The sequence below is a fragment of the Kitasatospora sp. NEAU-CNBT7 genome (assembly GCF_057220535.1).
Genome location: NZ_JBXQQB010000010.1, coordinates 104,156 through 118,549 on the forward strand (window position 1 = coordinate 104,156; position 14,394 = coordinate 118,549).

A 14,394-nucleotide genomic window follows, 5' to 3' on the forward strand; every position below is an offset into this window, starting at 1 on the left:
TCGGGCGTCACGGCCGGGGATCAGGAGGCGGGTGCCGGCTGTTCCGGGGCCAGGGAGTTGCCCGCGGGGATGTGGCCGCAGTCGGAGGGGGCGGTGCGGCCGGCGAACCGGTCGTTCAGCCAGCCCAGGGCGAGGGGCGCCCAGACGACGGGCACGCCGACGTGGCTGAGCAGGTCGAACTGCTGGTACTCGATCGCACCGTTGCCGGTCGCGCAGTACTGCCGGGCGAGGGCCCGGACGTCGCCGGCGACCATCACGCCGTCGCCGGTGCCGATGCCCGCCGGGCTGCCGAGGGTTCCTTCCAGGACACCGCCGTTGCCCTGGGCGATGTAGCCGGGGACGGTCGGGGTGGCGGCGGAACCGAGGTTGATCCGGTTGACCGCGTCGAGGAAGGCCGGCACCGAGTTCGGGTCGGCGTACTGCGGCTTCGCCATCTTCTTCCAGGTCAGCCCGGGGTAGTGGCCGACGGCGTCGACGATCGACCCGTGTTCCAGCTGCTGGTAGACCGTCAGGCCGTAGTCGCTCAGGTACGGCTTGAGGTCGATGCCGAAGGAGCGGGAGACCCCGATGACCGCCATCGGGATGACACCGCTCCACGCCAGCGAGCCGTCCACGTACTTGAGGTTGTGGGCCGGGTCCACGAGCAGGCCGCCCTCGGTGAAGCCGACCAGCTTGCGGTTGACGTCGGGGGCGTAGGCGGGCGCGAGTGCGGCCGCCCAGCCGGTCGCGATCGCACCGCCGGAGTAGCCCATCAGGCCGAAGGCGGTGTCGGAGCCCAGACCGGTGGCCGCGGACCTGGTGGCGGCGCGGATCGAGTCGAGGGTGGTGGTCGCGTACTCCGGGCCGGCCGCGAAGTCCGCCGACTGCCCCTCGGTGTCCGGGATGACGAGGTTGTAGCCCTGCAGGAGCAGCGGCACCAGGAAGAGCGCCTCGGCGTTCGGGATGAGGCCGCCGAGGCTGAGGTCGCCGGCGACGGCCCGGGACGGGCTGTCCTGCGGGTCGAGGGAGTCGTAGAACGACTGGTACGAGACGGCCTTGCTGCCGTCCCCGGTCAGGCTTCTCACCACGGTGGTCACGTTGGCGGCGGGGCGGCCCTGGGCGTCGGTGGTGCGGTACAGCAGTTGGATCGCCCGCACCGGGGTGGGCAGCCCCAGGACGTGGTACGGCAGGGTCCGGGTCTTGAGCACGGTGCCCGGTTCGAGCGACGCCAGCGGCGTGCTGCCGTCGTAGGTGTAGAACGGGTCGCTCGCCGCCGTGGCCCGCGGTGCGGCGGATCCGGCGACGGCTGCGGCCGGCCCTGCGGTGGCGGCGACGGCCGTCGCGGCCAGGACGGCGGTGACGGCCGCGGACAGCAGCCGGGACGTGTTCTTGCGCATGACTCCCCCGGTTCGTGGGATGGGATCATCAGGATCTGGTGGCGGTGCGGGGTGCCGCGGGTGGCGCGGCCGTACGGAGGCACGAAGGGGTGACGTGGCGGGCGCGGAGAGCGCCGCACGGGAACGCGCCCCGGGCAGGTGACGACGGCACCGGGACGTCGGAACGTCAGAGCGTCACGGCGGCAGGACTGCAGGGCGCCAGGGCATCACGGCGTCAGAAGTGCCGGGGAGTCACGCCGTTTCGGCCTCGGGGCGGCAGGTGTGCCGGGCGGGCCGTGGCCGGCGGAGGCGGTGGGGTGGGGGTGGGGGCGCGGCGGCTGTTCGCGCGGGCAAGGCGGTCCTCCGGTACGTGGGGGTGTGGGGGGCCGGTGGATGGTGCGGTCGGGGTGTGCGCACCTCTGGTGGTCCAACCGGCAGGCGTGTTACCAACTGGTAAGTAACGTCCTGGAGAACATGATGACGACGTTACGGCGCCGTGTCCCCGGGCCGGACAACAGAGATTCGCGAGGTGGATTGTGACCGCATCCAACGCGGCGGGACGCGACCCGGCACCGCGGATCGGCGGACTCCCCGTCCACGAACGGCTCCGCGCCGCCGCGCCGGCCCTGGCACCCGCGGTGATGGCCCGGCTCGTCGAACGGCTCCCCGCCTACGGCGCGCTCCCCTCCGAGCAGCTGCGCGGCGAGATCACCCGGGAGGTGGACCGCGGGATCCGCGCCTTCACCGACGTGCTGCGCACCGGCGACCTGCCCGCGGACGCCGAACTGGCCCGGATCAGCGAGTCCTCGGCCAGACGCGCGGACGAGGGCGTGCCACTGGAGGCCGTGGTCGGGGCCTACCACTTCGGCGCGCAGGAGTGCGCGGAGCGGGTCCTCGCGGCCGCCGGGCCCGGCGACCTGCCGGACGTCCTGCTGGTCCAGCAGCGGCTGCTCGACTACCTCCGGCTGGTGAGCTGCGCGGTCGCGGCGGGGTACGTCCAGGAGCGCCAGGCGGCGCTGGGCGACGAGCAGGTCGCCCGGCAGTCCCTGCTGTCCCGGCTGCTGGAGGGCGGCGACGCCCGGGCCGTGGCCGACCGTGCCGGGCTCCCGCTGCCCGCCTGCTACCTGGTGCTGGCCATCACCCTCGGACCGCACCCCGACGAACTGCTGCCCGGCGTGAACCACGCCGTCGCCGCCCGCCGCAAACTACGGCGGCTGCGTAACGAACTGCAGCGCCGCACCACCGGCGTCCCGCTGTCCGCGCTGTCCGGGAACGGCGGGCTGGTGCTGCTGCCCTGCGACACCCCGCACGCCGACCGGCCCACCGCCGGGTCGCCGACCGCCGCCCTGGCCGGCCCGGAACGGGACCGGCTCGCCGCGCTGGTGGAGCACCTCGGCCGGGTGTGCGGCGCGGAACTGGTGGTGGCGGCGGCCACCGCCGCACCCGAGGGCGTCGCGGACGCCGCCCGGCTGGTGGGCGAGGTACGGGAGGTGGCGCAGGCCTCCGGCCGCGGACCGGGGCTGTACCTCCTCGAGGACGTGCTGCTGGAGTACCAGCTGAGCCGCCCGAGCCCGGCCAGGGACAGCCTCGCGGCGCTGCTGGCACCCCTGGCCGGGCGGGCCGAACTGCTCGGCACCCTGCGCGCCTTCCTCGCCTGCGGTCTCGACCGCCGCCGTACGGCCGCCCGGCTCCAGGTGCACCCCAACACCGTCGACTACCGCCTGCGCAAGGTCACCGACCTCACCGGCCTGGACGCCGCCCGCGGCGCCGACCAGCTCACCCTGCGCGCCGCCCTGGCCGCCCATGACACCACCCGGCTCGGCTGAGAGTCCGGGCGGCGGCCACGACCCGGCGGGAGCAGCAGTCCGACGTCCGCGACGGTCTCCCCGGCGGGCCGGAGATCGAAGCGCGTCCCGACCTGGTCGGGTTCCTGCCTATCGCGGCCGGGCTCGAAGTCGGCGCACCGGGGGCTCCGGGAATGTCCCTGGCACCGGCCCCGCGCCCGCGCCGCATCACATGGTCGGATCTCTCAGATCTTCATATGGAATAGCGTGAATTCCCGCACCGTACACGCACTTTGAGATCCGGATCCACCGGAGCATTTCGTGTACTCTCCATCCTGCCTGGTGCGAATTGACCCGAGCCGACCTGGAGATCGATGGACGCAGAGTCGAACCTTCTGTCGATTTTCACGCCGGAAGGCAGCCACGACCCCTATCCCGCGCTGGCCGAACTGCGCCGGACCCGTCCGGTCCACCTGAGCGAGACGCTCGGCTCGCACGTCCTGACCCGCTTCGCCGACTGCCAGCAGGTGCTCACCGGGCCCGAATTCCTGGTACCCGACCGGCAGTGGTGCGCGGAGGCGTTTCCCGACCAGCGGGACCGGCCGGCCGCGGAGTTCTTCTACTCCTCGCTGCTGGGTACCAACGGCCCCGACCACAGCCGGCTGCGCGGCCTGGTCGCGGGCGCGCTCGGGGCCCGGCAGATCGCCGTCCTGCGGGCGACCGCCGAGAAGATCACCGAGGAGCTGCTGGACGCCTTCGCGGACGCGACCTCCTCGGGCGGCACGGCCGACTTCCAGGAACTGGTGGGCCGTCCGCTGCCGGTCACCCTGATCGGCGCCCTGATCGGCGTGCCCCGGGCGGAGCAGGGCCGGTTCGAACGCCTCGGCCGGGGTGCGAGCCGGCTGCTGGAGCCGGTGCGCACCCCGGAGGACTGGGCGCGCGCCGACCGGGCCGTGGTGGAGCTGCGGGAGTTCTTCGGCACGCTGCTGCGCGAGCGCCGGACCCGCCCGGCCGAGGACTTCGCCTCGGCCCTGATCGAGCAGCGCCACGCCGTCGATCCGCCGCCGACCGACCGGGAACTGGCCGACCTGCTCGTGCTGCTGTTCGTGGCCGGCTTCGAGACCACCACAGCCCTGCTCGGCACGATGGTCCACACCCTGCTCAGCCACCCCGGCGAGGCCGCCCTGGTCCGGGACGATCCCGCGCTGGTCCCGGCCGCCGTGGAGGAGTCACTGCGGTGGGACTCCCCGGTGCTGCTGACGGAGCGGATCGCCGCCCGGCCGGTGGAGGTGGCCGGGGTGCCGGTCCCCCGCGGCGGTTCGGTGACCACGGTGCTCGCCGCCGCCAACCGCGACCCCGCCCGGCACCCGGAGCCGGACCGGTTCTCCGTCCGCCGGACCGACAGCAAGGCGCTCAGTTTCAGCGCGGGCCGGCACCACTGCCCCGGTGCGACGCTCGCCCGGACGGAGGCCGAGGCGCTGCTCGGCCGGCTGCTGCTCCGGTTCCCGGACCTCGCCCTGGCCGGCCCGCCCGTGCGGCGGTCCGCGCTCACCCTCCGGTCGTTCGACGACCTCCCGCTGACCACCACCGGCTGACGGCGAGGCCGCTCCCCGGAACCGCCACCCACCCCGTCCCCGGCCTGCCACCCCGTCCCCGGGCCGCCACCACCGTCCTGTCCATCCGTCCCCGGCCGCTTCCCGAGAAGGTCCGTGATGAACTACCTGCAGCTCGAACGCGCCACCCTGGAGACCTTCATGCCGGGGCTGGACGGGCAGCTCGCCCGTCTCCCGCTGGCGGAGCTGGAACGCGCCCCCAGTCCGGCCGTCCGCGCGTTCCGGGAGGCCGGCGGTCCGGCGCTGCTGGTGCCCGCGCAGCACAACGGCGCCGGCGCGAGCGCGCTGCAGGCCGTCCGGGTGCAGCGGGCGATCGGGGCGCGCTGCCCGTCGCTGGCGGTGGCCACCACCATGCACCACTTCTCCGTCGCCGGCCTCGCCGAGGCGGCCAAGTACGGCTCCGGTCTCGAGGGCGTGCTGCTGGAGTCCGTGGCCGGGGAGCGGCTGCTGCTGGCCTCCGCCTTCGCCGAGGGCAACTCCGGGCAGAACATCCTGCGCCCGCACATCACCGCGCGGCGGCGAGGCGGCCGGATCGTGCTGAACGGCCGCAAGATGCCGTGCAGCCTGGCCCGTTCGATGGACCTGCTGACCGCGTCGGTGCTGCTCGCGGACGAGGACGGGGTCGAGCGGCTCGCCATCGCGCTCGTCCCGGCCACCTCGCCCGGTCTCGAGGTGCGGCCGTTCTGGCGTACGCCGGTGCTGGCCGGCGCGGAGAGCGAGCAGGTGGTGCTGACCGACGTGGAGGTGGACCCGGAGCAGGTGGTGCTCACGGATGTCACCGCCGACGCCGTGCCCGACGCGCTGAACGTGGCCGGGTTCCTCTGGTTCGAGCTGCTGCTGACGGCCGGGTACCTGGGCGTGGCCGGCGGGCTGGTCGAGCGGGTGCTCGACCGCCCCGGCGGCGGGCCGGACGATCCCGCCGCGTACACGGTGGACGTCGGCGCCGCGATGCTCGCGGTGGAGGCGGTCGCGCGAGCGATGGAGAGCGAGCCGTGGACGGACGCGCTGCTGGTCCAGGCGCTGCACGCCAGGTACGCGGCCCAGGACGCGATCGCCCGCACCACGGCGGCCTGCCTGGCGGCGCTGGGCGGCATGGCGTTCATCGGGTCGCCGGAGGGCGCGTACCTCGCCGCGGCCGCCGGCGGACTGGCCTTTCACCCGCCGTCCCGCGCCCGGATGGCGGGGCCGCTGCGCGAGTTCCTCGACGGCCGTCCGCTGCGCATCGGGTGACGCCGTCCGTACCGGGTGGCGGGCAGTCCGCCGCCGACGACCGTGAGCAGGTGACCGCAGTGCGGCGAGAAACCCCGGCAGCACCGGCAGCACCGGAGGTCCCCCGTCCGGGGTACCGGGTCGAGGTGGTGTCCGGTGTCGATGCGCTGCCGCCGGGGCTCTGGGAGCGGCTGGCGCCCGGCGACGACCCGATGTGGTCCCGGTCGCTGTTCACCGCGATGGAGTGCTCCCGGATCGGGCCCGACTCGTACGCCTACCTGGTCGTGCGGGAGGACGCCGGGGTGGCCGCGGTGCTGCCGCTGTGCCTGTTCCGGGACGTGCGGCTGGACGACGTGGTGGGTCCGCGCGAGCGGCGGCTGCTCGCACCGGTCCGGCGCCTGTTCCCGCGGCTGCTGCGGGTGCCGATGCTCTTCTGCGGGAACCTGCTCGGGCAGGGGCACGTCCTGGCGGACGGCCGTCAACCGCCCGAGGTCTGGCGGCTGCTGGTGGCGGGCGTCCTCGACCTGGCGCGGCGCGAGCGGCTGGGCACGGTGGTGTTCAAGGACTTCACCGCGGCCGGGCTGGCGCCCCTGCGCGCCGCGCTGGACGACGCCGGGTTCTTCCTCCTGCCGAGTCTGCCCGACACCGAACTCCGGTTGGGGCACGACTCGTTCGAGGAGTACCTGGGCGCTCTGCCGGCCAGGCCGCGGCGCAACGCCCGCAGCAAGATCCGCAAGTTCCGGGCCCACCCGGGGCTGCGGACGGAGGTCCGCGAGGACTTCGCCGACCTGCTGCCGGAGATCCTCGGCCTCTACCGGCAGGTGATGGACCGGGCCGACCAGACCCTGGAGGTGCTGGACTCCTCCTTCCTCGCCGCCGTGCACGCGGCTCCCGGGCCGCGGCGACGGCTGGTGGCCTGCTTCGAGGGCGAGCGCCTGGTCGCCTTCCTGCTCTGCCTGTTCGCGGGGACCGGGGCGGCCGGCGCCCGGATCGGCCTGGACTACCGGATCGCCCACCAGGCGCGGCTCTACCACAACGTGCACTACGCGGCGATCCGGCTGGCCATCGAGTCCGGCTGCGACCGGATCCGCTTCGCCCAGACCGCGTACCGGCCGAAGGTCGAACTCGGCTGCGACCTGGTCGAGCAGTGGTACGCGATGACGCACACCCGCCGGCTCCCCCGCGCCGTCCTGCGGCGGCTGCTGCCCCCGGCCCTGGCCGCCGCACGCGCCGCCGCGCTCGGCCCCCACCTCCCGCCCGCGGGCGCCGACCCGCTCGGGCCCGACGAAGAAAGGCCTCCCCGTGCCACGAGTTGACGTCGAACTGCAGATCGCCGTCCCGCCCGACGCCGCCTGGGCGGCGGTGGTGGACGTGGAGAGCTACCCGCACTGCATGGAGAGCGTCGAGTCGGTCGTCGTCACCGAGCAGCCCGACGACCACCACCGCACCACCACCTGGGCCGTCCGGCTGGAGGACTCCATCCTGCGGTGGACCGAGGCCGACCGGCTCGACCCGGGCGCCCGCCGCTTCGACTTCCACCAACTGACCGGCGACCTGGGCGAGTTCGTGGGCCACTGGGCGGTGGAGGCCGCGCCCGGCGGCGGCAGCACCGTCTCGCTGCACGTCGACTTCGACATCGGCATCCCGCTGCTCGCCGACATGCTCAACCCGGTCGCCTCGCGGGCCCTCACGGAGAACGCCGCACAGATGCTCGCCGCCCTGGAACGGCGCCTGCTGGCGCAGGCCGCCCCCGAGCGGACGCGGGCGGACGCGCCGAGCGCCGATGCGCGGACCCCCGGGCCGCAGTCGCCGGCCCTCCTGGAGGCCGCACCGTGACCGCCGACACCGCGAGCACCGACACCGTGGCCGCCGACCCGGTGAGCGCCGACACGCTGGCCACCCCCGGATCGACCACCGGATCGGCCATGGGACCGGCCCCCGGCCCCGCCGCCTCCCTGACCTTCGACCGGCTGCGCCGGCACCTGTCGCCGAAGCTCGCGCTGACCGGCGGTTTCACCGGTCGCGGTGCCGTCGAGGCGGGCGCCGAGGGCTGCCGGGTCACCCTCTCCGACGGCCGGTCCGCGCTCGACTTCGGCTCGTACGCCGTCACCCTGCTCGGGCACCGCCACCCGGCCGTGGCGGCCGCCGTCCGCCGTCAGCTGGAGACCATGCCCACCTCGACCCGGAGCCTGGCCAACCCGGTCGCGGCCGAGGCGGCCGCCTGCCTGGCCGAGTACCTGGGCGGCGCGCTGCCCAAGGTGTACTTCGGGCTGAACGGCGCCGACGTGGTCGAGGTCGCGGTCAAGCTGGCCAGGCTCGCCACCGGGCGCAGCAGGGTGGTGGCGGTCGAGGGCGGGTTCCATGGCAAGTCGGCCGGCGCGCTGGCGCTGACCCACCACCCGCTGTACCGGCGCGGGCTGCTGGGCTGCGCGGCGGACGTGGTGCACGTGGACCCGGCCGATCCCGGCGCCGTGCTCCGGGAGGTGCGCGCCGCGGAGGTGGCCGCCGTCGTCCTGGAACCGGTGCAGGGCGAGAACGGCGCCGTCCCGCTGCCGGCCGAGGTGCTGCGGCGCTGGTGCGCGGATGCCCGACGGGCCGGCGCCTTCGTGATCGCGGACGAGATCCAGTGCGGGCTGCGCCGCTGCGGCGAGCGCTCGGTCGCGCTCGCCGCCGGGCTGCCGGTGGACGCCGTACTGCTGGGCAAGCCGCTGGGCGGCGGCGTCGTCCCGCTGTCCGCGCTGGTCTGCTCCGAGCGGCTGTACGCGCCGCTGGCGGCCGATCCGTTCCTGCACTCCGCCACCTTCGGCGGGCACCCGCTCAGCTGCGCGGCGCTGCCCGCCGCCCTCGAGGCGATCGAGGAACTGGCCCCGCACGGTCAGCGGCTGTCGCTGCTGCTGGACACCGCCCTGGACCGGCTGCGCGCCGACCATCCGCGGGTGGTGCGGGCCGTCCGCGGCGCGGGTCTGCTGCGCGGGATCGACCTGGCCTCCGCGCAGGCCGCGGGCACGGTGCTGGCCGAACTCGCCGGCGCCGGCCTGCTGGTCTCGCCCTGTCTGAGCCGGCCCACCACCATCCGGCTGCTGCCGCCGCTGGTCAGCACGGCGGGCGACCTCGCGGAGGCGGCCCGGATCCTCGACGCGGCGTTGGCGGCGGCCGACCGCTGGCCGGGGGCCTCCCCTGAGCCCGCCACCGGCACCGCCACCGCCACCGGCACGGAAGGAACGACGGACATGCCCACTCGCGAAGAACTGTCACTGCTGGTCAGGACGGTCATCTCGGACGTCCTCGGCACCGAGGCCGAGGAGGTCCGCGAACAGACCAGCCTCGAGGTCGACTTCGGCATCGACAGCCTGGAACTGATGGAGGTCGGCGCCCGGTTGGAGCGTTCCCTCCGGCTGCGGATCGAGGTCGAGGACCTGACCGCCGCGCAGACCGTCGGCCAGGCCATCGACCTGCTCCAGGCGCGTACGGCGGGCCGCTCATGACCCGCCGGCACCGCTCCGGCGGCCACCGGGTGGCCGTGACCGGCATCGGCCTGAAGTCGCCGGCCGGCAACGACCCGGAGGCGGCCTACACCGCGGTGCTGAAGGGCGGGTCCACCGCGGTGACCGTGCCCCGTCTGATCGAGGCCGACCTGCCGGTCCACTTCGCCTGCCTGGTACCGGAGTTCGATCTCGACGCCTACCTCACCCGCCGCGAGTCGCGCCAGATCGACCGGACCACCCGGCTCCTGCTGTGCGCCGCCACCGATGCCGTCGAGGACGCGGGGCTCCCGGTCGGCCTCGCGCCGGAGCGGGTCGGGGTCCAGATCGGCACCGGGATCGGCGGCCTGCCCAGCATGGAGGAGGTCACCCTCAGCCACGCCGCCCGCCCCAGGGACATGCCGGTCCACACCGTGCCCAGGACCATGGCCAACTCGCCGGCCACCCGGCTGGCCATGCGCTACGGGTTCCAGGGGGCCTGCACCACGTACGCCAGCGCCTGCGCCAGCGGTACCACCGCCGTCGGCGAGGCCGCCCGCAAGATCCGGTACGGCGACCTCGACGCGGCGCTCGCCGGCGGCACCGACTCGGCGGTCACCACCGTGGTGATGGGCGCCTTCGCCCGGATGCGGGCGATGTCCGTACGCAACGCCGACCCGGAGCTGGCCAGCCGTCCCTTCGACAGCGACCGGGACGGCTTCGTGATGGCCGAGGGCGCGGCCGTCCTGGTCCTCGAGCGGTGGGACCTGGCGCACGCGCGCGGCGCCCGGATCTACGGCGAGGTGGCCGGGTTCGCCGACAACTGCGACGCCTCCCACATCGTCGCCCCGACCGAGGACGGCGCGACCGCGGGCCGCTGCATGCGGCAGGCCCTCGCCGACGCGGGCCTGTCCACCGCCGACATCGGCCACATCAACGCCCACGGCACCTCCACCGTGCTGAACGACCGGGCCGAGGCCCGGGCGATCGAACGGTGCTTTCACGGCCAGTCGCCGCCGGTGACCGCCGTCAAGGGCGTCACCGGCCATCTGATCGGCGGCTCCGGCGCACTGGAGGCCGCGCTCGCCCTGCTGTGCGCCGCCCGCGGCACCGTCCCGCCGATCGCCAACCTGCGGGCCAGCCCGGAGGCCGACCTGGTGGACCTGGTGGTCGGGTCGCCCCGCAGCATCGCGCCCGCCGCCGTCCTGTCCAACTCCTTCGGCTTCGGCGGCCAGAACGCCTGCCTGGTCCTCGTGCCGGCCGACCCGGGCATCCTCCCCTTCCCCGGCTCCGCGCTGCCTCCCCGTACGCCCCAGCAGAGATGACACCCATGCGAATCCTTCTCACCGGAGCCACCGGAGTGGTCGGCGCCGAGGTCGTGCACCGGCTCGGCCCGGACTGGGCGCCCCCCGGCCACACCCTCACCCGGGTCGCCCGCCGGGCCGCGGACGACACCCTGGTCCGCTGGCGGATCGGCGCCGAGCCGCCGCCGGCCGAGCTCGCCGGGCACTGGGACGTCATCGTGCACTCGGCCGCCACCACCCGGTGGACCCTCGGCCGCGAGGAGGCGGTACGGGCCAACATCGACCCGCTGCGGGCGGTGCTGGCCCTCGCCGACCGCGGCACCCACCTGGTCCACCTGTCCACCGCGTACGTCGGCGGGGTCCGCAATCCCGAGGACCTGCGGGGAGCGGAGTTCGAGGGCTACCGCAACGGCTACGAGTGGTCCAAGGCCAGGTGCGAGGAGGTCGTGCGTACCGAGCATCCCGGGCCGCTGACGGTGGTGCGCCCGCCGCTGATCGTCGGACGCCGCGGCTCCGGCGAGATCTCCCGTTTCTCCGGCCCGTACACCATGCTCCAGGCCCTGGTGTCCGGGTTGGCGGCCGTGGTGGTCGGCGACCCGGGCGGCTACGCCGAGATCAGTCCCGTCGACGAGGTCGCCGAGGCCGTCGCCGCGGCCGCCCTCGCCGAACCGCCCGGCACCCCGCGCACCGAGGTGATCGCCGCCGGCCCCGGCAGCCTGACGCTGGACACCCTCCTCGACACCATCTGCCGCACCCTCAACGAGGTCCGGCAGGCTGCAGGTGTGCCGCCGATCGAGCGGCCGCGGATCGTCCCGGGCGACAGCTGGGACCGCTTCTTCCTGCCGCTCGCGGACCGGTACCTCTCCCCGGTGCAGAGCCAGGCGGTCAAACTGCTCGCCATGTTCCAGAGCTACACCAGCATGGGCCGGCCCTTCACCCCCACCCGGACGGTCACCGACCCCGCCGCCGTGATGGCGGCCGCCGTCCGCCACTGGGCCGCCGCCCGTCCCCGCCTGGCCCTGGCCGCACCCCAGCCGTGGACGCTGATCGACGACCGCGCCCAACCGGTCGGTGCGTGACGGCGGGCCGGAGGCCAGGGCCCCTCTTATCGAACATGCGTGCGATACGCTGTGCGCAGCTCGGCGGAAGGCAGCCGTGCGCACGACAGCAAGGGGGCCCACGCATGCCGGACAGTGACCTGAAGCAGCAGCTCGCCGCTCGTTTCGTCGAGGTCAACGGCGTCCATCCGATGACGGAGGCCGACGACGCCTACGTCAGCGGGCAGTTCGTCGCCCTGGAGGAGCTGTGCGCGGCCCTGGGGCACTCCGCCGACGCGACCCGTCGGCTGATGCTGGCGGGTCTGCTGCCGCTGCCGGGGTACCTGCGTTCGGACGGCGCGGAGATGGTGCCGTCGGACCTGTTCGCGCTGGCCGAGGAGGCGGGCGGGACGGACCGGCTGGAGGCCTGGTTCGTCGCCCACTGGGCGGATCCGGCGGACGGCCGCTCGGAGTGGGCGGCCTACCTGAGCGGGCAGTACGTGTGCCTGCACTCGGTGACCCCCGCGACCATCCGGCGCAAGGGCGCACTGACGGCCGCGATCGGTGCGGCGCCGGACGAGTCCGACGCCGGGTCCGCACCGTGGTCGTCGCGGCTGCACGCGCTGATCGACGAACTGGACGGGCTGGAGCCGGCGTTCACCGCCTACGACCGCCTGCGCTTCGGCGGCCCGACCTCCCGCGACGTCTGCATCGACGGGATGCGGGCACGCTTCCCGCGCCCCGCCGAGCGCCGCTAGTCCCGCCGCTGGTCCCACCAGTGGTCCCGCCGCCGGGGCCGGGCGGCGGGACCACCGGCGCTCACGCCTCGGCGGCCTTCAGCCGTTCGAGGCCGTCCAGCAGCAGGTCCAGCGCGAATTCGAACTCGGCCTGGTCGTCGCAGGCGCCCACGGTCGAGGCCGCGTCATGTCCGGCCGCCGCCCCGGCGATTTCCGCGATGTGCGGGTAGGTGCGCGCCAACTGCCGGACGAGCGCGGGATCGGGGGCGGCGCCGGTGTCGTCGAACAGCTCCTGACTGAAGCCGAGCAGCCTGCTGCCCATCGCGTGCATCGCGTGGTGCGTGAGGGCGACGGAGAAGCCTCCTGCCCTGAACATGCCGGCCATCGAGTCGAGGTAGCCGAGCAGCGCCGGCGGCGGCGCGGTGCGCGACTCGATCACGCGGGCCGCCCAGGGATGCCTGCGCAGCGCCCGGCGCGCCCCGAGGATGCGCGCCCGCATCGCGCTCTTCCATGCGCCCGCCCCGGGCGGGCCGATCTCGGCGACGACGAGATCCACCATGCCGTCGAGGAGTTCGTCCTTGTTGGCGACGTGCTTGTAGAGCGCCATCGGCACCACGCCCAGCTCCTGTGCGAGCTTGCGCATGCTCAGCACGTCCGTTCCGGCGGCGTCGGCGAACGACACCGCCGCCTCCAGGACCCGCTGCCGGCTCAGTGGGGCCCGGCGCTCCCCGTCCGTTGACTGGTTCACCTTGACGAGTGTACGGCGTACACCTATGGTGTGCCAAGGTGTACGCCGTACACCCCAGGGGATGGGGAGGCCGCATGGACACGGACCGGCAGACGGACGGACGGACAGCCAGACGGACGGAAAGGGGGACGGACAGGTGGACGGACCGGCGGAACGGCGTGGCCGCGGGGGTGCTGTTCCTGGTCACCGAAGTGACCGCGATGGCCGGACTGGCGCTGTACCGGCCCCTGCTCGGCGGCTCGGACTACGTGCTCGGCGCGGGTGCCGACGGCCGGGTGCTGCTCGGCGCGCTGTGCGAAGTGGTGCTGGCGCTGGCGGTGGTGGGCACCGGGGTGATGCTCTTCCCGGTCCTGCGGCGGCAGCACGAGGGGGTCGCCCTCGGCTACGTCTGCGTCCGACTGCTGGAGGCGGTCGTGATCGTCCTCGGACTGGTCAGCCTGCTCGCGGTGGTGACGCTGCGCCGGGACGCGGCGGCGCACGGCACCGACGCCCCGCCCTTGGCCGCGGCCGCCCGGGCCCTCGTCGCGGTCCACGACTGGACCTTCCTGCTCGGCCCCAACCTGGTCCTCGGCGTCAACACCCTGCTGCTGGCGGCCCTTCTCCACCGCGCCCGGGTGGCACCCCGGGCGATCACCGTCCTCGGACTGGTCGGCGGGCCGCTGATCTGCGCCTCGGCGGTGGCCGTGCTCTTCGGCCGCTACGCGCAGCTCTCCGGCCCGGGCACGGCCGCGGCCCTGCCGGTCTTCGCCTGGGAGGTGTCCCTCGCCCTCTGGCTCATCATCCGCGGCTTCCGCACCCGCACGACCGCCCCGACAACCCGGCCGCGACACCCGGACGCCTCCCCGGTGCTCCCCTGACCGCGCTCACACTGGCGCCCGGGGCGACCGAACCCCGGCCCTGGCCCGGCGCAGCACGACCGCGCGGCCAGGAGGGGCCCGTGCCACTCCGGCGTCTCGACCAGATCGACGACCGCCACCGGAGCACCCACCAAGAACCGACCCCCGGCATGGGACAGTTGCGCGAACGGCACCGCCGCCGTCACCGGCCGTCCTGCCGCCACCAAGGCGAGCGCCAAGGGCGGACGCGCAACAGCCCGGCCTCACCGGCCACCCACGCCCGGCAAGGAATGCAGCCGTCTCTACCATC

Annotated in this window: 12 protein-coding genes; 10 read left to right on the forward strand and 2 right to left on the reverse strand. The window is 74.6% G+C overall.

The window, feature by feature from the left end; translation table 11 throughout:
- Window positions 1–20 precede the first annotated feature (20 nt).
- Window positions 21–1,376: a lipase family protein gene (locus AC2TEW_RS15965; protein WP_484623996.1), complete on the reverse strand. Its 1,356-nt coding sequence runs from the start codon at window positions 1,374–1,376 to the stop codon at window positions 21–23.
- A gap of 515 nt (window positions 1,377–1,891) precedes the next feature.
- Here AC2TEW_RS15965 and AC2TEW_RS15970 point away from each other — a divergent pair.
- The 9 genes from AC2TEW_RS15970 to AC2TEW_RS16010 all read left to right on the forward strand — a co-directional run bounded on the left by AC2TEW_RS15970 (window position 1,892) and on the right by AC2TEW_RS16010 (window position 12,521).
- Window positions 1,892–3,181, forward strand: a complete 1,290-nt coding sequence (locus AC2TEW_RS15970) for a PucR family transcriptional regulator (RefSeq protein ID WP_484623997.1) — start codon at window positions 1,892–1,894, stop codon at window positions 3,179–3,181.
- A gap of 332 nt (window positions 3,182–3,513) precedes the next feature.
- Window positions 3,514–4,734 (forward strand): cytochrome P450, encoded by a 1,221-nt coding sequence (locus AC2TEW_RS15975; RefSeq protein WP_484623998.1) that lies wholly within the window; start codon window positions 3,514–3,516, stop codon window positions 4,732–4,734.
- 117 nt (window positions 4,735–4,851) lie between these two features.
- Window positions 4,852–5,982 carry an acyl-CoA dehydrogenase family protein gene (locus AC2TEW_RS15980; RefSeq protein WP_484623999.1) on the forward strand — a complete coding sequence of 377 codons (1,131 nt, stop codon included), beginning with the start codon at window positions 4,852–4,854 and terminating at the stop codon, window positions 5,980–5,982.
- Window positions 5,983–6,110: 128 nt separating this feature from the next.
- A complete protein-coding gene (locus tag AC2TEW_RS15985; protein WP_484624000.1) occupies window positions 6,111–7,277 on the forward strand; it encodes a GNAT family N-acetyltransferase in 1,167 nt (388 codons plus the stop codon).
- Entirely contained in the window at window positions 7,264–7,797 is a 534-nt protein-coding gene (locus tag AC2TEW_RS15990; RefSeq protein WP_484624001.1) for a type II toxin-antitoxin system RatA family toxin, read from the forward strand. The genes AC2TEW_RS15985 and AC2TEW_RS15990 overlap by 14 nt, the downstream gene beginning before the upstream one ends.
- Window positions 7,794–9,446 (forward strand): aminotransferase class III-fold pyridoxal phosphate-dependent enzyme, encoded by a 1,653-nt coding sequence (locus tag AC2TEW_RS15995; protein ID WP_484624002.1) that lies wholly within the window; start codon window positions 7,794–7,796, stop codon window positions 9,444–9,446. Before AC2TEW_RS15990 ends, AC2TEW_RS15995 begins: the two co-directional genes overlap by 4 nt.
- A complete protein-coding gene (locus tag AC2TEW_RS16000; RefSeq protein WP_484624003.1) occupies window positions 9,443–10,747 on the forward strand; it encodes a beta-ketoacyl-[acyl-carrier-protein] synthase family protein in 1,305 nt (434 codons plus the stop codon). Before AC2TEW_RS15995 ends, AC2TEW_RS16000 begins: the two co-directional genes overlap by 4 nt.
- A 5-nt stretch (window positions 10,748–10,752) precedes the next feature.
- Complete coding sequence (locus tag AC2TEW_RS16005; protein WP_484624004.1) at window positions 10,753–11,805, forward strand: SDR family oxidoreductase; 1,053 nt, start codon at window positions 10,753–10,755, stop codon at window positions 11,803–11,805.
- A 104-nt stretch (window positions 11,806–11,909) separates the two neighbouring features.
- Window positions 11,910–12,521 (forward strand): DUF6058 family natural product biosynthesis protein, encoded by a 612-nt coding sequence (locus AC2TEW_RS16010; protein WP_484624005.1) that lies wholly within the window; start codon window positions 11,910–11,912, stop codon window positions 12,519–12,521.
- 61 nt (window positions 12,522–12,582) lie between these two features.
- On the opposite strand, the gene AC2TEW_RS16015 is transcribed toward AC2TEW_RS16010, so the two are convergent.
- Entirely contained in the window at window positions 12,583–13,248 is a 666-nt protein-coding gene (locus AC2TEW_RS16015; RefSeq protein ID WP_484624006.1) for a TetR/AcrR family transcriptional regulator C-terminal domain-containing protein, read from the reverse strand.
- 158 nt (window positions 13,249–13,406) lie between these two features.
- On the opposite strand from AC2TEW_RS16015, the gene AC2TEW_RS16020 reads away from it, so the two are divergent.
- The gene (locus tag AC2TEW_RS16020) at window positions 13,407–14,105 is read left to right on the forward strand and encodes a DUF4386 domain-containing protein (RefSeq protein WP_484624007.1); all 699 of its coding nucleotides are present in this window, start codon (window positions 13,407–13,409) and stop codon (window positions 14,103–14,105) included.
- The last annotated feature ends 289 nt before the right edge of the window (window positions 14,106–14,394 follow it).